The sequence below is a fragment of the Bradyrhizobium ivorense genome, from assembly GCF_900696085.1.
Taxonomy (GTDB): domain Bacteria; phylum Pseudomonadota; class Alphaproteobacteria; order Rhizobiales; family Xanthobacteraceae; genus Bradyrhizobium; species Bradyrhizobium ivorense.
In genome coordinates this window covers 401,281-419,683 of record NZ_CAADFC020000028.1, presented here as the reverse complement: position 1 = coordinate 419,683, position 18,403 = coordinate 401,281, and the positions used below count along the sequence as shown (strand labels likewise).

General features: G+C 63.9%; 17 protein-coding genes. 6 read left to right on the top strand and 11 right to left on the bottom strand.

Annotated features, from left to right (window positions below; all coding sequences use genetic code 11):
• Positions 1 to 253 precede the first annotated feature (253 nt).
• From CI41S_RS33150 to neuB, 10 genes are all read right to left on the bottom strand, one after another.
• A complete protein-coding gene (locus CI41S_RS33150) occupies positions 254 to 1,969 on the bottom strand; it encodes a cytochrome d ubiquinol oxidase subunit II (RefSeq protein WP_139863262.1) in 1,716 nt (571 codons plus the stop codon).
• 124 nt (positions 1,970 to 2,093) lie between these two features.
• Entirely contained in the window at positions 2,094 to 2,717 is a 624-nt protein-coding gene (locus tag CI41S_RS33145; protein ID WP_139863261.1) for a class I SAM-dependent methyltransferase, read from the bottom strand.
• A gap of 57 nt (positions 2,718 to 2,774) precedes the next feature.
• Complete coding sequence (locus CI41S_RS44115; RefSeq protein WP_210242724.1) at positions 2,775 to 3,434, bottom strand: LbetaH domain-containing protein; 660 nt, start codon at positions 3,432 to 3,434, stop codon at positions 2,775 to 2,777.
• Positions 3,435 to 3,438: 4 nt separating this feature from the next.
• Positions 3,439 to 4,215: an imidazole glycerol phosphate synthase cyclase subunit gene (locus tag CI41S_RS33135; RefSeq protein ID WP_139863260.1), complete on the bottom strand. Its 777-nt coding sequence runs from the start codon at positions 4,213 to 4,215 to the stop codon at positions 3,439 to 3,441.
• A 13-nt stretch (positions 4,216 to 4,228) separates the two neighbouring features.
• Positions 4,229 to 4,867, bottom strand: a complete 639-nt coding sequence (gene hisH / locus CI41S_RS33130; protein ID WP_139863259.1) for an imidazole glycerol phosphate synthase subunit HisH — start codon at positions 4,865 to 4,867, stop codon at positions 4,229 to 4,231.
• Positions 4,868 to 4,919: 52 nt separating this feature from the next.
• Positions 4,920 to 6,101, bottom strand: coding sequence for an N-acetyl sugar amidotransferase (locus tag CI41S_RS33125; protein WP_139485103.1), 1,182 nt, complete (start codon positions 6,099 to 6,101; stop codon positions 4,920 to 4,922).
• A 36-nt stretch (positions 6,102 to 6,137) separates the two neighbouring features.
• Positions 6,138 to 6,950, bottom strand: coding sequence for an SDR family oxidoreductase (locus CI41S_RS33120; RefSeq protein ID WP_139863258.1), 813 nt, complete (start codon positions 6,948 to 6,950; stop codon positions 6,138 to 6,140).
• Positions 6,947 to 7,987 (bottom strand): nucleotidyltransferase family protein, encoded by a 1,041-nt coding sequence (locus CI41S_RS33115; RefSeq protein ID WP_139863257.1) that lies wholly within the window; start codon positions 7,985 to 7,987, stop codon positions 6,947 to 6,949. Before CI41S_RS33115 ends, CI41S_RS33120 begins: the two co-directional genes overlap by 4 nt.
• 6 nt (positions 7,988 to 7,993) lie before the next feature.
• On the bottom strand, positions 7,994 to 8,626 hold the full coding sequence (locus CI41S_RS33110) for a NeuD/PglB/VioB family sugar acetyltransferase (protein ID WP_139863256.1): 633 nt from the start codon (positions 8,624 to 8,626) through the stop codon (positions 7,994 to 7,996).
• Entirely contained in the window at positions 8,623 to 9,705 is a 1,083-nt protein-coding gene (gene neuB, locus CI41S_RS33105; protein WP_139863255.1) for an N-acetylneuraminate synthase, read from the bottom strand. The genes CI41S_RS33110 and neuB overlap by 4 nt, the downstream gene beginning before the upstream one ends.
• A gap of 179 nt (positions 9,706 to 9,884) precedes the next feature.
• On the opposite strand from neuB, the gene CI41S_RS33100 reads away from it, so the two are divergent.
• The 5 genes from CI41S_RS33100 (at position 9,885) to CI41S_RS33080 (ending at position 16,431) form a co-directional block, all read left to right on the top strand.
• Positions 9,885 to 10,631: an acylneuraminate cytidylyltransferase family protein gene (locus tag CI41S_RS33100; RefSeq protein WP_139863254.1), complete on the top strand. Its 747-nt coding sequence runs from the start codon at positions 9,885 to 9,887 to the stop codon at positions 10,629 to 10,631.
• Complete coding sequence (neuC, locus tag CI41S_RS33095; protein WP_139863253.1) at positions 10,628 to 11,824, top strand: UDP-N-acetylglucosamine 2-epimerase; 1,197 nt, start codon at positions 10,628 to 10,630, stop codon at positions 11,822 to 11,824. Before CI41S_RS33100 ends, neuC begins: the two co-directional genes overlap by 4 nt.
• A 292-nt stretch (positions 11,825 to 12,116) precedes the next feature.
• Positions 12,117 to 13,667: an MBOAT family O-acyltransferase gene (locus CI41S_RS33090; protein WP_139863252.1), complete on the top strand. Its 1,551-nt coding sequence runs from the start codon at positions 12,117 to 12,119 to the stop codon at positions 13,665 to 13,667.
• 31 nt (positions 13,668 to 13,698) lie between these two features.
• Positions 13,699 to 15,018, top strand: a complete 1,320-nt coding sequence (locus CI41S_RS44055; RefSeq protein ID WP_139863251.1) for an SGNH/GDSL hydrolase family protein — start codon at positions 13,699 to 13,701, stop codon at positions 15,016 to 15,018.
• A 258-nt stretch (positions 15,019 to 15,276) separates the two neighbouring features.
• The gene (locus CI41S_RS33080; RefSeq protein WP_139863250.1) at positions 15,277 to 16,431 is read left to right on the top strand and encodes a phytanoyl-CoA dioxygenase family protein; all 1,155 of its coding nucleotides are present in this window, start codon (positions 15,277 to 15,279) and stop codon (positions 16,429 to 16,431) included.
• Positions 16,432 to 16,464: 33 nt separating this feature from the next.
• Here the strand turns inward: CI41S_RS33080 and CI41S_RS33075 are convergent, their stop codons facing one another.
• Positions 16,465 to 17,265 (bottom strand): FkbM family methyltransferase, encoded by an 801-nt coding sequence (locus CI41S_RS33075; RefSeq protein ID WP_172628281.1) that lies wholly within the window; start codon positions 17,263 to 17,265, stop codon positions 16,465 to 16,467.
• A gap of 166 nt (positions 17,266 to 17,431) precedes the next feature.
• Here CI41S_RS33075 and CI41S_RS33070 point away from each other — a divergent pair, with 166 nt between their 5' ends.
• Positions 17,432 to 18,397: an NAD-dependent epimerase/dehydratase family protein gene (locus tag CI41S_RS33070; RefSeq protein WP_139863248.1), complete on the top strand. Its 966-nt coding sequence runs from the start codon at positions 17,432 to 17,434 to the stop codon at positions 18,395 to 18,397.
• The last annotated feature ends 6 nt before the right edge of the window (positions 18,398 to 18,403 follow it).

Sequence of the window (18,403 nt, the reverse complement as noted above, 5' to 3'; positions counted from 1 at the left end):
AATAGATCCTCATGTGACTATGCATCCCCTGGAGCTTCTGTCGAAAGCACGCCGCTCAGGTTCAAATGAGGAGGTAAATAATCTTACCGTCGAAATGTAAGCGGATGTGAGTGAGCGCATCGATGCCGATACCGATCGCCGCCAGGCGACGCGGCAGAAAGCTTCTATCGGGGGCGAAGGAGGCCCCGCCGGTCGGGGCTTTTGCCGGCCTGAACCGCGGCGCCGAGCGCGGTCTTGCCGGTCACGCGGCGGTCTATTCGCCGAGGCAAGTCTTGCCGCGGCGGACGCGCCGGTACAGCGCGATCGACAACGGCGGAACGAAGGTGTCGAACGCCGACTCCGAGACCCGCTCGAAGCATTTCTCCAGACCGGTCCTCACGAGCGCCGCATCGGGAGCCCAGATCAGCCAGTCAGGTGCCGGAACGACCGGCCTCCGCTGCAGGATCAGCCAGTCGCCACTCTCCTGCATCCACTCCTTTGCGATCGTATCGGTCCACCCGGTGAGCTGTTTCATCTCTGCGGTCGCCTGCGCCGCCTGCTCGGGAGTCAAATCCTCGTTCAGCTTGCGATAGTTCGAGGGCAAGGTGAGCGTGATCGGCGGGATCTGGATGCCCGCCTGAACCAGCGCCAGCGGGATGCGCAGGTCACTGCCGACGAATTCAGCCTTCGTACCAGGCGGCAACAGCGTCCGCATCGTCTCACCGGCGAGACGCACCTCCTCCGGAAGCGAGCTCGCACGATTGCGGATCGATGGCAGCTGATACGGACCGACCAGATTCCAGGCTTGTACCGCGGCCAGCGCGAGCGAAGCGAAAATCGTCCCGATCGCGATGCCGCCGGCCAGCCGATCGTTCGAGGCCGTCTGCATCAATCCATGCAGCGCAAGTCCGCCGGCCAGGGCGGCGAGATAGTCGACGTAGTTCGCGTAGGCCTGGATGCAGGTCGGGCAGATCGATTGCAGCCCGAGATGGTGGAAAACCAGCAGCGCCCAATAGGAGGCCGCAAACAGCCCAGTCCAGCCGCGATTGGGGATCGGCCGCAGCGCGGCAACGATCGTCGCGGCCAGGGCGCTTGCCAACGGGACGCCATGGTGATTGAGCAGATAGTGCCCCATGATGTCCCAGCCGAAGGCGTATGCCAGCATGTCGCGCAGCGTCGACGGATGAGGCACGCCAAGCGCCTGGCTGCTGTGACTGAGCGCGAACGAATAGAGGTTCGGCAGCACGCCCGCCTGAATCAGCCAGTCCGTCATCCCGGGAAGCCACAGCGTGACGTAGACGAACCGCGGCCCCCAGAGCAAAGCCAGCAAGGACCACGTCGTCAGGAATATCGCAGCCGAGCAAAAATAGACACGCCAGCGATCCCGGCCGGCTCGCACCCAGGCGATCCCGAGGCTCAATGCGATAAAGGCGACCGCATTGATCCGAAGCAGGTAGGCCATGGTCAACACGGCGCCCAACGCGACGGCGGTGGCGAGACTGGCCTGCCGGCGCATTCCCAGCAGCAGATGCAGCGCGATCAGCTGCACGCAAACGAAGTAAGCGTACGGCGTTGCGCTGCTGAAATAGAAGATCCCGTCTTCGCTCAGGACGAATACGACGACCGCGAAGGCGACCGGCCACGCGGTGCAGCCGAGCCGGCGCAACAGATACCCCAGCAAGGCAATGTCGATCGCCGTGATCAGCACGGAGAGCAGGCGCGACGACACGACGCCGTGGCCGAACATCCACTGCCAGGATCCCATGACATAGTAGATCAGCGGCTGATACCAGGTCGTATCCTCGGCGGTATATGGCTTGACCGCACCGCTGACGTACCACCACGACTTGATGATATAGGCCGTTTCGTCCGGCCAGGTGCCCTCGCGCAGCGCAGCCGCAACCGAGAGTGCGATCCAGCAAGCGAGGATGGCGAGCAGGATGCCGACGCCGGCGGCGCGATAACGCATCTTGCCCTTCGAAACATCCATAACGATACCTGCTCTGCCGCGCCGATCCGGCGATAGCTGTCTTGCAGCATCGCCGGACGATTTCAAGTCGCGCCATTAACCACGGCGCAATGCCTGCGCGCGATCGAATGACAGCGCTGCCGGTTTACGAAGCCTTGCGGGCGATCATGACAAAGTGGTCGTACGGAACGCGCAGCAAGTCGTTCCAGGTGATGGTTTCGACCTCGAGCCCCATGCCGCTCAACAATCCGAGATACCCCTCCGGGGTCCTGATGTTGACGCCGGAATCCAGCGTGTTGATCAACTTGACCGCGGCGCGCTGCCTCGGCAGCCAGACATTGTCGATGGTGACAATTCGCCCCTCTGGCTTGAGCAGGCGCGTCAGCGAAGCAAGCAGCGAAATGGCTTCCTTGTCGGCAAGATGATGCAGCAATGCGGAGACATTGATGAGATCGAATGTCGCCTCCTCCTGCTTCAAATCCTCGGCGGCATTCCCGACAAGAAAGCGGCCACGGTCGCCGTGCCGCTCCCGGGCGTAGGCAATGTGCTTCTCGTTCATGTCGATGCCGGTATAATCCAGCGCCGGCAGGTAGGACAGCACGTTCGCAGGTCCGCAGCCGACGTCGAGCATCTTCAGACCGGGACTTGGCCGCAACGCCTCGTTGACGTAGCGCGCGATGGCGTTATCGGCGCCAAGCGAAAACATCAGTCCCTTGTAGATCGACGGAATCGTAATCAGCCGGTAGATGCCCGAAATTCGTTGCCCCATGTCAGGCCCTCAATTGCTGCGCGATGCGCCGGGTTGTGCGCAAGGTTTTTCGCCAAATCAAATCCCGAAAATATCGCTGATGACGTTGCGTTCGGTGCGCGACCGCCCGGCCTTCGGATAGATGCCGTGCAGGATGCTGTCGGCGGCAAGCTCGCCGCCGTCGATCACGATCGCGCCGGTCGATACGAAGGTGTTGTCACCCACGGCGGTCTTGCCGATGATCCGGCTGCCGCCATACATCACGATGCCGCGGCCGAACGACGGATAGTCGTTCTCGAGGTTCGCGCCGACCGTGCAGTTGTGATAGCAGATGAAGTAGTCGGAGTAGCTGGCGCGGCCGAGCACGGTGCCGACCGGATGCTGCACCGCGAACACGTCGGGCAATTCGACCTCGTAGAACGCATCGAGCGCATGCAGCGCCTTGTTCAGCGCGTAGGCCTTGTCGGCGATCGGATGGCCCGGCTTCTCGCGGAACGCGGTGTTGGCGAGGTAGTACAGGAAGATCGCGTACTGGTCGCAATGCCAATGCGAGAACCGCGCCTCGCCGTTTGCGAAGAATCCCTTCAGCCGGACGCGCGAAAAGCAGTGTTCGACCCGGCCCAGCGCCTTGTCGACGAAGCCCGGCAGGTCGCCGAGATCGGCGCCGTCAGGAAAGAAGGTCTCGAACTGCTTCTGCACATAGCGGGCGAGTTCGTTGCGGCCAAGCGAGAGCTGCATGGTGCTAGTTCCGGCTTGAGGAGCTCGAGCGCACGTCGAGGCCGCGCGAGGCGAGATGGCTGCGCAGCTTGATCGGGCTGTGATCGGTGAACAGGAACATCGAGGAGATCGCGACCGCGGAGGCGCCGGCCTCCAGCGCGTCGATCGCATGCTGCAGCGAGCCGCAGCCGCCGGACACGATCAGCGGCACGCTCAGCACGCGCGAGGCCTGGTGGATCATGTCGAGGTCGTAGCCCGACATGGTGCCGTCACGGTCGATCGAGCCGAGCAGCACCTCGCCGCAATGCAGGTCCTCGCAGCGCCTCGCCCATTCGATCGGGTCGAGCGCGACGTGCTCGCGGCCGCCGTCGATGAACACGGTGGCGTGGTGGGGACTGATCCGCTTGTAGTCGATCGACACCGTCATGCACTGGTCGCCGAAGGTGCGCGCCGCCTCGCGCAGGAACTCCGGCCGCCGCACCGCCTCGGAGTTGACCGACACCTTGTCGGCGCCGGCGCGCAGCAGCATGTTGACGTCCTCGAGCGTTTTGACACCGCCGCCGACCGTGAACGGCATGAAGATCTCTTCCGACATCCGCTCGATGATCTCGACGACGCGGCTGCGCGAGGCTTCGCTCGGCACGATGTCGAGCACGATCAATTCGTCGACGCCGTAGTCGTTGTAGACCTTCGCCGTCGTCACCGGATTGCCGGCGGCGCGCTCGTTCTCGAAGAAGCGGACGTATTTCACCAGCCTGCCGTCGCGCAGCAGGAATTTTGGGATCAGGCGCTTCTTCAACATCGCTTGTGTATCTTCAGGGATTCCAGCGCAGGAAATTGCTCACCAGCTCGATGCCGCTGTCCTGGCTCTTCTCGGGATGAAACTGGGTCGCCACCACATTGTCGCGCGCGATGATCGCGGTGACCGGCTGGCCGTACTGGGCGTAGCCGACCACGTCAGCTTCCGCATTGCAGCGCATGGCGAATGAATGCACGAAATAGAACGCCAAATTGCTCTCGCGGATATTGGCGAGGATCGGGTGGCTGCGCTCCTTCGCCACCATGTTCCAGCCCATATGCGGGATCTTCAGCGCCGGATCGTTGGGCAACAGACGCAGCACGTCGGCGTCGAACCAGCCGAGCCCGCGATGCGGCACGCCGTCATCGGCATGCTCCTCCGATGTCTTGGCGAGTAGCTGCATGCCGAGGCAGACCGCGAGGAACGGCTTGCCCTTCTCGCGGACGTGGCGCTCCAGCATCGCGTCGATGCCGCGCTCGCGGATGTTGCTCATGGCGTCGCCGAACGCGCCGACGCCGGGCAGGATCACGTGCGAGGCGTCGGCGATCGCGTCTTCGTCATGGGTCACGATGGGGTCGAAGCCGCAATATTCGACGGCATTGCGCACCGAGCGAACATTGTTGATGCCGTAATCGACGATCGCAACGCCTGACATTGCCTGCCCCCGTCTCCGACCACCTCTCCCCGCAAGCGGGCGAGGTGAAAGACTACTCCTTGCCGCCGCCAATCTCGACACCCGGATGGTTCGGCCACGGCACGTGGGTGTTGTTCCACTGATCCATGTCGGGCATGCGCCGGCCTGGCTCGACCTTGTTCGGCGAGAACTGCCACGGACTGACCTCGTGCTTGATCGCAATGCCGAGGAACTGCTCCTCGGTGAGCTGCAGATAGTCGAGGAACAGATCGAGGCTCGGCGGCCGCTTGCCGTCGAATTCGCGCACCAGCGCCTCGCCCTCTTCGCGGGTCATGCGCTTGTTGCGGATGTCGATATTGGCGAGGTGGTTGGTCCGCCCCATGCCGCGCTTGATGTATTTCAGGTAGTCGCGGACGCCCTGGAAGAAGCACTCGATCTTCTCGTAGTCGTACTCCGGCGGAATGCCCTCGACCTCCTGGCCCTTCCAGCCGAGCTCCTTCTTGATGATCTCGACGTGCTTCTTGGTGTCCCACTTGATGTAGCTGCCGAGGCAGATCGAGCGGCACTTGATCCGCATCAGCTCCTTGCGCGGCGGATACACGAACGGATAGAGGTCGCGCTTGGCGACGCGGCCGCCGAGGAATTCGTACATGTCGTCGGCGGTGATGCCGAGATTCATGGCGCGGTTGAACCGCTTCTCGTCGACCTCTTCCATCTCGTCGTAGGAATAGAACGACTGGTATTCCGCGAGGCTCTCGCCCCAGAACAAGAGCGGCGTCTCGTAGCGGATCGCGATCTGCATGGTGTGGGCGTAGATGCCGGTGTGGCAGTGCCAGCAGAAGTCGCCGCGGCGCTTCAGCGATTCCAGCATCAACTCGCGAACCACATGCCAGTTCGGCGTGAAGTTCAGCACGTCGACGCCAAGCTGCTTGAACACCGAGGTATTGTTTTCCTCGATCAGCGGGCGGTAGAACCAATGGTCGAAGCGCACCACCAGCGGCTTCAGGCCGAGCTTCTTGACCACGTACCAGAGCTGGAAAACGCTGTCCTTGCCGCCCGAATACGGCACGATGCAATCATAGAGGCCTTTGTCGCGGTATTGCGCGACCAGCTCCATCATCTGCTGGTGCCGCTCGTTCCAGTCGATCTGGGTGTCGCGGACCTCGATCTGGCGGCAAACGCTGCACGATCCTTCGTCGTCGAACGACGTCGCCTCTGCCGTTTCAGGCAATAAGCACTTGCTACAGCTCAACATTTTGGAGATTCCTGCAATTGCATGATTTTGGACGGCTTACCACGCCGTCCAGCCCCCGTCGACCGCAATGCACTGGCCGGTGACATAGGCCGACAAATCACTCGCCAGATAGGCCACGGCACCCTTCATATCGTCTTCACGCGCCATCCGTGCAAGCGGCGTGCGAGCCACGTAACGGCTCAGGAACGGCTCGGGCGTGGCTCGAAACACGCCGCCCGGCGCCACGGCGTTGACCCGGACCCGCGGCGCCATGGTGGTGGCGAGCCAGCGGGTCATCTGCAGCAGGCCGCCCTTGCTGGCGGCATAGGCCGCCGGATTGCCCAGCGCGGTTCCCTCGTAGAGCCGCCAATCCGGCCCGGCGAGCCCATAGATCGAGGAGATATTGATCACGCTGCCATGCCCGGAGGCGGCCAGATCCTCGGCCGCCGCCTGCACCAGGATGAACGGCGCGGTCAAATTGACCTCGAGCGCCCGCCGCCAGGTCGTGTCGGACTGCTGCGCGAACGGCACTGCCCAGCCCTGTAGGCCGCTGGTGCCCACAAACGCGGCACAGTTGACGATGACGTCGATGCGGCCGAATTTCTCCCGCACCCGCCGCGGCAGGTCCTGCACGGCGGCGGCCTGCTCGAAATCGCAGGCGAAGGCCTCGGCGCTGACCGACCAGCTCTCGGTCAGTTTTGCGGCGGCCTCCGTGCCGGCGGAGGCGTCGATGTCGACCAGCGCGATGTTGGCGCCGAGTTCGGCAAGGCCGTTGGCAAGCGCCCGGCCGATATGGCCGGCGCCGCCGGTGACGAGCGCGACGCGCCCGGCGAGCGACATCATGGTGCGAAGCGAGCGCTCGGTGCTCATCCGAAAATCCTCTGGAATTCGTCGGAGGCGCGCTGCAGATCGTCGAGACGGCCGACGTCGATCCAGTACTCGCGCAACGGAAACACCACCGATTGCTGGCCGCCGGCAATGGTCCGCTCGATCAGCGTCGGCATGTCGATGGCTTCGTTGCCCTGGAGATGATCGAGCACACCGGGATCCAGCAGATAGACGCCGGCATTGACGAAGAATTTCTGGGTCGGCTTCTCGCGGATGCCGACCAGGCGGTGATCGTCGAAATCGATCACGCCGAACGGGACCGTGACGGAATGCTCGCGGACACAGACGGTGGAGAACGCCTGATGTTGGTGATGATATTTCAGCATCTGCTCGAAATTCACCGTCGTCAGCAGGTCGCCGTTCATGACGAAGAACGCCTGCTTCGGGCGCTCGGGCAGCAGCGACAGTGCGCCGGCGGTGCCGAGCCGCTCGGTCTCCTGCAGATAGCTGATCTCGACGCCCCAGGCCGAGCCGTCGCCGAAATAATCCTGGATCATCTCGGCCTTGTAGTTCACCGAGATGAAGAACTTGCCGAAGCCGGCCTTGATGAAGCCGCCGAGCACGGTCTCCAGGATCGGCTTGTCGCCGACGCGGATCAGCGGCTTCGGAACGTCGTCGGTCAGCGGCTTCAGCCGCGAGCCGAGGCCGCCGGCCATCAGCACCACCCAGTGATCGGACTGCTGTGCGAGCGCGAGGTCGTCGATCAGCTTGACCTCGACCACGCGGCCGTCGGGATCGACGATCGGCAGCTGGTGGATCGAGTGCTTGCGCATCAGATTGAGCGCCGCCGGATTGGAGATACCGAGCGGCGCGGTGATCGGCGTGCGGTTCATCACCAGTTCGACCGAGGCATCGAGCCCGACGCCGCCGAGCAATGCGCGCCGCACGTCGCCGTCGGTGACGGTGCCGACGATCCTGCCGTCGCGCTCGACCACGGCGAGTTGCAAATGTCCCTGATCGATCCGCCGCAGCGTCTCGATCAAGGGCGTATCTTCATTGACGACAAATATCTCTTTCATAACAACCTAATCCCGGCCGCCGCCGGCGAATCCGCCGGCCTCGACATTCCTTGCGACCACAGCGCCGGCGGCAACGATCGCTCCCGCCCCGACGCTGACGCCAACCAAAATCACTGCTCCCGCGCCGATATGCGCGCCCTCGCCGATCGAGACGCCGCCGCACAGCACCGCGCCCGGGGCGATATGCGCGTGATCGCCGACCACGCCGTCATGCTCCACCACCGCGCGCGTGTTGATCAGGACGTTGCGGCCGATCCGCGCCGCCGGCTGGATCACGGCGCCGGCCATCACCTGCGCACCGTCGCCGAGCACCGCATCGGATGCGATCACCGCAGAGGCGTGTGCGATCACCGGAAAGGTGTAGCCCAGCGCGGTGAAACGCTCAAACAGCGCGCGCCGTCCCGCCAATCCGGAATCCGAACGCGAGGCGCGGTTGCCGAGGCCGTTGGCCAGCGTGACCGACGCAGTGTCCATCTTCAAAATATCGTCGTCCGGCCCCGTGATCGGAATGCCGCCGATGGTCTCGCCGATCCGCGACGCGTCGCGATCGGTCACGGCCGCAGGCCGCGTGCCGCGGCTCAGCAAGGCCTCAATGACGACCTTGGCATGGCCGCCGGCGCACAGCACGATCAGGCTCATGGCTCGAGCGCCTCATTGGCCGCGTAGTCGCGTTGCGCGGTGCGGCCGAGATAGCTCCAGTATTCGATCGGCGCAATGCCGTTGCCGGGGCGCTTGACGCCGAGATTGTCCGCGGTGAAGCGCTCGCCGCTTTTGATCGGACGGATCGCGACGAGGCTCCGGCGCGCCACCGCACGGTTCGGCACCTCCTCCGGCGCCGGCACCTTGCGGCCGTCGCCGAGCGCGGCCTCGATGTCGCGGATCGAGGCGATCATCGCGGCCATCTCGTCCGGCTCGATCGAGGCGCGGTGATCGGGGCCGGGCAGATTGCGGTCGAGCGTCATGTGCTTTTCGATCACGGTCGCGCCGAGCGCCACCGCGGCAGCCGCGATATGAATGCCGCGGCTGTGATCGGAAAAGCCGACCGCAAGCCCGAACGCATCGCGCAACGTCGCCATCGCGCGCAGATTGATCGATTGCGGATCGGCGGGATATTCGGTCGTGCAATGCAGCAGCGTGACCTTGGCGCGCAGCTCGTCCCAGGCCGCGCGGTCGAGCAGGACTTTTGCGAGATCGGCCGGCGTCGGATTGGCGGCGGCATCGCCGAGATAGCCGAAGGCGATGACGCCGAGCGCCTGCTCGACCTCGGCCAGCGTCGCCATGCCGGTCGACAAAATGATCGGCAGCTTGAAGCGCGCAAGGTGCAGCAACAGCGGCGCGTTGGTGAGATCGCCGGAGCCGACCTTCAGCGTGCCGACACCGATGCGGCGGACCAGATGGGTCGCGCTGTCGGCGTCGAACGGCGTCGACATATAGGTGATGCCGGCGGAGCGGCAGGCGGCGGCGATGCGCTCCTCGTCGTCGCCGCTGAGCTCGAGCGCGCGCAGCATCTCGAGCTGGGACTGCTCGCTTCCGGTCGTGGCCTGCTGATAGCTCGCCTTTGCCGCCGCGCCGGTCGCCAGCTTGTCGGCGCGAAACGATTGAAACTTGACGATGTCGGCGCCGGCCCGCGCGGCAGCCTCCACCAGCGCCAGCGCCCGCGCGGGGTCGCCGTTGTGGTTTACGCCAGCCTCGGCAATGATCAGGGTTCGGCGATGCATCGGGTTTCGTCGGAGATGCGGTGGGTAACCGAAATCACCCGCCAATCAAGCGGTTGTCTTAGTCGAGTACACTGGTAAAAGCAACGCGAGCGGGCGGCTTGCGGTGTGTTCCACAGCCTCCTGACCACGTTGACTTTTGCGCTCGTTTCCCGGGCGTAACGCATGGGGCTGTCGAGCAAATGGCTGATACGGCGCAGATCCTGTTTCTATTGGTGGGCCGCGGCGGATCCAAGGGATTGCCGGGCAAGAACCTGCGCGAGATCGGGGGCCTCAGCCTGGTCGGCTACAAGGCAAAGGCGGCGCGGCAGTCGCGCTATTGCAGCCGCCTGATCGTGTCCAGCGACAGCGAGGCGATTCGCGCCGAGGCTATCCGCCACGGCGCCGAAATGCTGTTCGAGCGGCCCGCCGAGCTTGCGACCGATACCGCCTCCTCCAACGACGTGGTGCTGCACGCCATGGACTGGATCGAGGCCCACGAAGGCCGGCGCTACGATGCGATCATGCTGCTGGAGCCGTCTTCGCCGTTCGCGCTCCCCAAGCATTTCGACGAGGCGGTCGAGTTGTTCATGGCGCGCAAGGCGAGCCTCGTGGTCGGCATGCGCGAGACCGAGGTCGCCTCGATCTTCGTCGGCACGCTCGGGCCTGACGGCTCGATCGGCGGCATCGTCGACAAGATGCTGAAGACGCCGGCGCAGCGCCGGCAGGACCAGGCGCCGGAGGTGACGATGAACGGCGCGCTCTACCTCGTCGGCTGGGACGCGATGCGCAAGCATCGCAAGATCTATGCCGACCCGTCCGCGAGCTACGGCATCATGATGGACCGCATGCACTCGATCGAGATCGAGAGCGCCGCCGATCTCGCCTACGCCTCCTACGTCATCGAGCATGGCATGCTCGACGCCGCGCCGTGGCGGACATCGCCATGACCGCCGCCCCCCGCCGCATCGCCGTCGCCACCGGATCGCGGGCCGATTACGGATTGCTGCGGGGGATTTTGACGCGGCTCAAGGCTGCGGATGACGTCGCGCTCAGCGTGATCGCCTGCGGCATGCATCTGGTGCCGCGCTTTGGCGAAACCTGGCGGGCGATCGAAGCCGACGGCTTTCCGCTGGCGGCGAAGATCGACCTCAAGCTCGACGACGACCGCGCCGAGACCGTGGCGCGCGGCACCGGCATCGGGGTATCCGGCTTCGCCGACGTGCTTGCAGAGCTCAAGCCCGACGTTCTCGTCGTGCTCGGCGACCGCTACGAGATCATGGCGGCAGCGGTCGCCGCGACGCTGCTCAACATCCCGATCGCGCATATTCATGGCGGCGAGGTCACGGCTGGCGCCTTCGATGACGCCATCCGCCATGCCATCACCAAGATGGCCTGCATTCATTTCGTCGCCGCCGAGCCGTATCGGCGCCGCGTCATCCAGATGGGCGAGAATCCGGACTTCGTCTTCAATGCCGGCGCGCCCGGCCTCGATGTTGCGACCACCGCGCCGGCGCTGACCCGTGGCGAATTGTTTGCCCAGCTCGGCATCACAGGTCCGGAACGCTTCCTGCTGATCACGCTACATCCGACCACGGCGCAGCCGGAAGCCGATGCCGTCAACATCGCCGCGCTGCTCGGCGCACTGGAAGCGGTCGACGATCGCAGCTTTATCTTCACCGGCGTCAACGCCGATCCCGGCTATCGCGCGATCGACGATGCGATCCGCAGCTTCGTGACGGCGCGGCCGGACCGGGCACATCTGTTCACCTCGCTCGGCAGCAACCGCTACTGGGCCGCGCTGCGGCTGACCGATGCCGTGGTCGGGAATTCGTCGAGCGGCATCCTCGAGGCGCCGGCCGCCGGCGTGCCCTCGATCAACATCGGCGATCGCCAGCAGGGCCGGCTGCGCGCCGTCTCGATCATCGATTGCCCGGCGGATTCTGCGGCCATTCGCGCCGCCCTCGACAGCATCTTCGCCGGCCGCTTCACCCCCGATCCGTCCGCTGTGCCGCCGTACGGCCGTGGCGGCGCTTCGGAGCTGATCGCGGGAACCCTGCGCGGGATCGACCTGCGTCGGGCTTTCCCCAAGCATTTCCATGACTTGCCGGACACGCCGGGCGCCGCGAATCCGGCCGCATAACCTTTCGGCCCGGTTGCCTGTGCAACAGCGCAGGTTGTATAGATCGCCGCCTGGATGGGTCCATGCGCTGCGGGGGGGAAACGCAACATGACAAGAACCGGCCGACTGTCCGATGCGGCACTGAATGCGCCTCATCGCGGCACGCCTGCATGCGCGCCAGCCGCATGATCAGCGCATCAGGTCCGGCTTGCGGACATATCGAAAGCGCAACGTTCGTCCAAGGCGTCCTTCACGGCGCCCTGCAACGCGCCCTTCAAGGTTTCCTTGGCTAGAAGATTGGCACTGATTTCAAATGCTGTTCAATTCGCTGCAGTTTCTTCTTCTGTTTCTTCCGATCACTTGCGCCGGCTTTCTGGTCTGCCGCCGCTTCGGCAACATCCAGTGGGTGTTCATCTGGCTGTTCATCTGCTCCGCCACCTTCTACGCCGCATGGGAGCCGAGATATCTGATCCTGCTGTTCGGATCGATCGCAGGCAACTATGCCGCCGCCCTGCATATCGCCCGCCAGAAGTCGAAGCTGGTGCTCGGGGCCGCGATCGCCGCAAACCTCGCGGTGCTGGGCTATTTCAAGTACACCAACTTCATTCTTCAGACCCTCGCCTACCTCTTCCACATCGAAGTGCCGGCGGTCGCCATCGAACTGCCGCTCGGCATCTCGTTCGTCTCGTTCATCCAGATCGCCTTCCTGGTCGATGTCTACCGCAACCGCACCGATGACCTCGGCCTGCCGAAATATGCGCTGTTCGTCTCCTATTTCCCGCATCTGATTGCGGGGCCGATCATTCACCACAAAGAGGTGATGTCGCAGTTCACCAATGAGCGGCTGAAGTCGATTTCCTATGCCGAGGTCGCGACCGGCGTCGCCTACATCCTGTGCGGATTGTTCAAGAAGGTGATCATCGCCGACACGATGGCGAGCTACGCCGCTCCCGGATTCCGCCTTGCCAACCAGGCGCAACCGATCAGCTTTTTCGACGGCTGGGGCGCTGCGCTGGCCTTCACCTACCAGATCTACTTCGACTTCTCGGGATACAGCGATATCGCGATCGGCCTGTCGCTGCTGTTCGGGGTCAGGCTGCCGGTCAATTTCGACTCGCCGTACAAGTCCGCCAGCATCATCGATTTCTGGCGGCGCTGGCACATTACGCTGTCGCGCTTTCTCAGGGACTATCTCTACATTCCGCTCGGCGGCAACCGCGACGGCTGGGTCCGCCGATACGTCAACCTGATGATCGTGATGCTGCTCGGCGGCCTGTGGCACGGAGCGAGCTGGCTTTTCGTCGTGTGGGGAGGACTGCACGGAATCTACCTCATCATCAACCATCTGTTCCGCTATCTGAGGGAGCGCTTTGCCCCGACGTCGCGCATCGTTGCCGGCATCGCAGCGCTGTGCTCGCTGCTGGTTTTCCCCGCGGTGCTGCTCTCCTGGGTGTTCTTCCGCTCGGAATCGTGGATGGGCGCCAAGATCATGCTCAAGGCCATGATGGGAGGCTTCGGCATTCTCGTTCCGGAGCAGTATCAGGCCATGCTGGGCTCGTTCGCACCATCCGTGATGCGGACGCTGCACATGCAAACCGGAAATCTGGTGACGTTCGGAAGCGAAACGGCGGTGCTGTGGCTGGTGCTGGTGACGCTGTTCGTGTTCATCCTGCCGAATTCGCAGCAGCTTCTGCTCGGAACCTACGACGACAAACCGGGTCACCCGGTTCGAAGAGGACTGGCCCGCGCACTCGCCTTCCGGCCGACCCCGATATCGGCAATCGCGGGTGCCTTCGTCGGAGTTCTCGTGCTCGCCATCATCTATCTCGGAGTGCCCAGTGAGTTCATTTACTTTCAGTTCTAAGCACTGGCTCTATCTGTTTCTCTCCATCGTCGTGACCGTCGTCGTGACGTTCGGGGTCGCATCCGAGCGGCTGCTGCGCATCTACATTACGCCGATCGACAATTACGAGTGGATCGCATCGCTGCTGGTCTCGTCCAGCCAACCCAATGCGGCGTTCGGCGATTCCCACATCGCTGCCGTCCCCGACTACAACAAGCCTGATTTCATCAACCTCGGGATCGGCGGCACCACCATCCGCAAGATGAACGACCGCGTGCGCTACTATTACCGGAACCTGCAGCCGGGTCAGGTCATCATCCAGGCCGATCCGCACTCATTCGCCGAGTATCGTCTCGAGGCGCAGGGCAGCTACGTGCCCGAGGTCTATTCCGCCTACCGGCTGAGAATCCTCGACCCAAGGCATCGCGGCTTCATGCTCGAATATTGGAAGCGGTTCCTGTTGACGGGCAATTTGCGCGGTCAACAGCAGCCCGGCTACGACCAGCTCTGGGAGAGCGTCGGCAACATCCTTATCGGCCAGCCGAAGCCGCAGGAGGCATCGACCGAGCACACCAGCGCGCCGGCCGAGACCATCGTCGAGCAGAAAACGAATTCGGCTGCTCAACCCGCATCGGGCTCGCCGTCGCACACAGCGAGCAACACGGCAAAGGTCGAGGCCGAGTCGGCAGCGGCAAGTCCGGCACCTGTCACAGCGGCAAATGCAGCACCGGCGCCAGCCGCAAGTCCTGCACCCGCGGCAGCTGCAAATAATGCACCCGTGGCAGCTGCAAATGCCGCCCCCGCGGCATCGGCCAATCCAGCGCCCGGGGCAGCGGCCAATGCAGCGCCGGCGGCAACGGCAAATCCAGCACCCGTGACAACGACGAATCCAGCGCCCGCGGCGACGGCAAATCCAGCGCCCGTGATAACAACGAATGCAGCACCCGCGCCGGCGGCCAACGCAGCGCCCACGGCAGAGACGAATCCTGAGATGCTCGCCAAGTTCAACGCGTTCATGGATTACGAGGTCAACACCCACACGCCCGTTGCGAATTTCCGCGAGCGGGACGAGGCCCGCATCTATCGCGACTTGATTGCCTTTCTGGTCGCGCGAGGCGCCAAGGTGTGCCTGGTCAATTACCCGGTGGACACGTTCTACCGCGAACGTGCCGATCGGATCCCGGCGTTCGCCGAAACGCGCAAGTTCTATCAGGAGGTCGCCCGGGCCAACGGCATCCCTTACGTGAGTTTCTGGGATCGCTTCGACGACCCCGCGATGTATCAGAACACGGACCACGTGAACGAGAAGGGCTCGCCCATCCTCGCCCGGGAAGCGCGCGAGAAGTGCTTTGGAAAGGCCGGACCCGGATGAGCGTTGCCGCGGTCGCCTTTCCGCCACGGCCAGCATTTGCGACGGTCTGGCGTCAGCCCGGTAGCGGCCCCGCGGCCTGGAACCTCTCAAGACGCTGGCACCAGCCGGATTTTCGTAAAGTATTTCATGCGCTTAATGCCGACATCGAACACGGCACATCCCGACGCATAATGTCTCGGGCCGGTTGCCTGTGCGACGCCGCAGGTTGTATAGATCGGGCGAACCTGGATCGTCCCGTGCACGGGCGGAGAACGCGACATGACGACAATCGACTCCCTTTCCGACGTGGCGCCGACCGCGCGTGCCGCCAATATCGGTGAGCTGCCGATCCCGCCCTATCGCGGCACCACCCTGCCCGAGATCGACTATGACGCGCATCCCGCCTATGGCGGCATGCTGCCGAAGCCGACGCTGAGCGAACGGCTCTATGCGCTGAAGATCTTCGTGAAGACCTTCGCCTTCGTCACCATCCGCCGCATCGTCGATTACGAAAACATGCCGCTGCTCTCCAAGGAAGCCGGCTTCAGCGGCCTGAATTTCTCGACCGCGATGCGCTACATCGGGATGTACAGCCGCATCCGCCTCAGCCGCATGATCGGCACGCTGACCGGCGCGCGGCGTCCGGCGATGCCCGCCAATCCCGCACTGCTGAACAAGATCAAGTCCGACGGCATCGTCTGCCTGACCTTAACGCCTGAGGAGATCGAGCAGATCCGCAGCGTCACCGACCCGGGATTTGCCAAGCTCGACGAGCGCCGCGCCAGCATTCCGCCGGAGAAGCGCAAGTTCGACGACAACGTCTACTGGTGCACGCGCTCGGCCGATCCGGCGGCGTTCGCATCGGTCGAGAACATCTTCAAGCGCTACGGCATCATCGAGGCCGCCAGCGCCTATCTCGGCCGCCCGGTCGGCGTGAAGCACGTCAATGCGCAGATCAACGACCAGGATCTCGCGTTCTGGAAGCGGGTGTTTCCCGACACCCAACTCGCCGATCCCTGGGGCAGCTACCTGCACATCGACGCCACCTACGGCATGCTGAAATGCGCGATCTACGTCCATGAGATCGGCCCGGACGGCGGCCCGTTCTGCTACATCCGCGGCAGCCAGAACGCGAAGATCGGCTGGTTCGAGGGCATGGTCCGCCGCACCAACGACTTCTCGGGCTTCTCGGGGCGCCGCCCCGACGCGCGCAAGAAGTTCATGGCGCTGCCGGCGCTCCTGCGCAAGAAGGCCGATTTCGGCGGCGACCTGTCCGACAACTCGCCTGACGTCGCGCGGCTGCGCGAGGGCCATTTCCCTGCCACCTCGAACTACGGCAATTGCGTGCTGTTCGACGGCAACGGCATGCATCGCGGCGGCATGGTCAACAAGGGCGAGCGGCGCTGCCTGTTCATCCTGCTCGCCGAGCTGTGATCGGTGCCCGCCGCTGGCAGGAGCCTGCGGCGATCAGCCTTTGGAGCCGCGCAGCTTGCTCGGCCGCTTCAGATAGCCGGCGAGTTGATCGGCGCTGAAATAGGCCGACTGGCTGCGCAGCTTGCTGTCCTTGCGCACCAGCGCAAGATCGATCTGCGCCAGCGCGCCGTCGAGCGCGCGCATGTGGCCCTCGAGCACGTCGTAGACGGCAAAGCCCGCCTCGTCGCAGAACCGCACGATGTCGGCAAACACCGGGATGCCGTGGCGCATCGGCATCATCGTGGTCTCCAGGATCAGAAGATCGATCTCCGCGATGCGCGAGCCGAGCCCCTTGAGCACTTCGAGCTCGGCGCCCTGGGTATCGATCTTCAGAAAGACCGGATGCTCAAGCTTCTCCGGCAGCAGCGAATCCAGCCGCCGCATCGGGGTCGACCGCGCCTCGCCGTCGAGCGCCTTGCCCTCGACCTGGGTGAAGATGCTCGAGCCCGAGATATCGTCGTGCACATTGATGGTGACCTCGCCGTTCTCGGCGCCGGCCGCGACCAAAAAATATTCGGCGTTGAGACGCTGCTTGAGCCGCTCGAGAATCGGCCGGCATTCTTCGACCGGCTCGACCAGGAAGTAGCGGGCATGCGGAAACGCGTCGTAGATCGGCGACGTGCCGAGCGCGACACCGACGTCGATCACCGTCTTCACGTCGAAGTCGAGCGACTTGAGATGCTTGAAGAACAGGCCGAAGTTGCGCACCGGCGCGTCGGTGCGCATCAGGCGTAGGCCGAACGGCTCCAGCACGAGGTTGACCGCCTGGAACACGGCCGAAAGTGATGCCTTCATTGAGCGAACGCCGGTTGTGCCTGAACGTTGCGACGGAAGCGGTTGGCCGTAAAATCCGCCTGCTGCAAGGGTTTGACTGCGGTTTGCAATCGATGGGTCGGTTTGGTAAATCAGCGCGGCAGACCGGTCAAGCGACCGCTTTTTCCTCGAAAATAGCCAAATTCGCATGAAAGTTTTTGTGACCGGCAGCTCCGGCTTTATCGGTACGGCACTCGCGCAGCGATTGAAGGCCGAGAATTGCGAGGTTGTGGGTCTCGACAGGCATCCGGGTCCGGCCACCGACATTGTGTGCGACATCCTCGACGCCAAGGCGTTGCAGGAGGCCGTTCAGGCCACAACGCCCGATGCGCTGGTGCATCTCGCGGCCCGTATCGACATCGACGAGAACGCCGACGTTTCGGCCTATCCTGCCAATGTCGAAGGCGTTCGAAACGTCATTGAGGCGGTTCGCCGCACCCCCTCGATCAAACGGACGATCTGGACTTCGTCGCAGCTGGTCTGTCGGGTCGACTATCTTCCCAGCAGCGACACCGACTACAATCCGGATTCGTCCTACGGCCGCAGCAAGGTTCTGACCGAGCAGATCGTTCGCGAGCAGGATGGCGGCAGCAGCGAGTGGTGTCTGGTCCGCCCGACCACGGTGTGGGGGCCGGGCATGAGCGCGCACTATCAGCGCTTTCTTCGCATGATCCAGCGCGGATATTACTTCCATGTCGGAAGCGCGCCGCTGCTCAAATCATTCAGCTATGTCGGAAACATCAGCTATCAGTACCGGCAGTTGCTGCGGGCGTCCCCGGAACAGGTGCATCGCAGGACGTTCTACCTGGCCGATTACGAACCGCTCGACCTCGTCGCCTGGGGGGATGCATTCCAGCGCGCGCTGCATGCGCGCCGGATTCCCAGAATGCCGGTGTTTCTGGCGCGGGCGCTGGCGCACTCCGGCGATGCGGCGATTGCGCTCGGTCTCAAGCAGTTTCCGCTGACCTCGCGCCGGCTGAAGAACATCCTGACCCAGTATCAGTTCGACCTGACCGCAACCGAGGCGGTCTGCGGGCCGCTGCCGAGCAATTTCGGCGAAGGCATCGAACAGACGGTCGAATGGTTCAACAGCCTGTCGCAGCCGAAGACGTAGCGCGAT

Bases quoted from the DNA above. Each gene is read 5' to 3' on its own strand.
- CI41S_RS33150 (WP_139863262.1), bottom strand. From the start codon at position 1,969: ATGGATGTTTCGAAGGGCAAGATGCGTTATCGCGCCGCCGGCGTCGGC.
- CI41S_RS33145 (WP_139863261.1), bottom strand. From the start codon at position 2,717: ATGGGGCAACGAATTTCGGGCATCTACCGGCTGATTACGATTCCGTCG.
- CI41S_RS44115 (WP_210242724.1), bottom strand. From the start codon at position 3,434: ATGCAGCTCTCGCTTGGCCGCAACGAACTCGCCCGCTATGTGCAGAAG.
- CI41S_RS33135 (WP_139863260.1), bottom strand. From the start codon at position 4,215: ATGTTGAAGAAGCGCCTGATCCCAAAATTCCTGCTGCGCGACGGCAGG.
- hisH (WP_139863259.1), bottom strand. From the start codon at position 4,867: ATGTCAGGCGTTGCGATCGTCGATTACGGCATCAACAATGTTCGCTCG.
- CI41S_RS33125 (WP_139485103.1), bottom strand. From the start codon at position 6,101: ATGTTGAGCTGTAGCAAGTGCTTATTGCCTGAAACGGCAGAGGCGACG.
- CI41S_RS33120 (WP_139863258.1), bottom strand. From the start codon at position 6,950: ATGAGCACCGAGCGCTCGCTTCGCACCATGATGTCGCTCGCCGGGCGC.
- CI41S_RS33115 (WP_139863257.1), bottom strand. From the start codon at position 7,987: ATGAAAGAGATATTTGTCGTCAATGAAGATACGCCCTTGATCGAGACG.
- CI41S_RS33110 (WP_139863256.1), bottom strand. From the start codon at position 8,626: ATGAGCCTGATCGTGCTGTGCGCCGGCGGCCATGCCAAGGTCGTCATT.
- neuB (WP_139863255.1), bottom strand. From the start codon at position 9,705: ATGCATCGCCGAACCCTGATCATTGCCGAGGCTGGCGTAAACCACAAC.
- CI41S_RS33100 (WP_139863254.1), top strand. From the start codon at position 9,885: ATGGCTGATACGGCGCAGATCCTGTTTCTATTGGTGGGCCGCGGCGGA.
- neuC (WP_139863253.1), top strand. From the start codon at position 10,628: ATGACCGCCGCCCCCCGCCGCATCGCCGTCGCCACCGGATCGCGGGCC.
- CI41S_RS33090 (WP_139863252.1), top strand. From the start codon at position 12,117: ATGCTGTTCAATTCGCTGCAGTTTCTTCTTCTGTTTCTTCCGATCACT.
- CI41S_RS33080 (WP_139863250.1), top strand. From the start codon at position 15,277: ATGACGACAATCGACTCCCTTTCCGACGTGGCGCCGACCGCGCGTGCC.
- CI41S_RS33075 (WP_172628281.1), bottom strand. From the start codon at position 17,265: ATGAAGGCATCACTTTCGGCCGTGTTCCAGGCGGTCAACCTCGTGCTG.
- CI41S_RS33070 (WP_139863248.1), top strand. From the start codon at position 17,432: ATGAAAGTTTTTGTGACCGGCAGCTCCGGCTTTATCGGTACGGCACTC.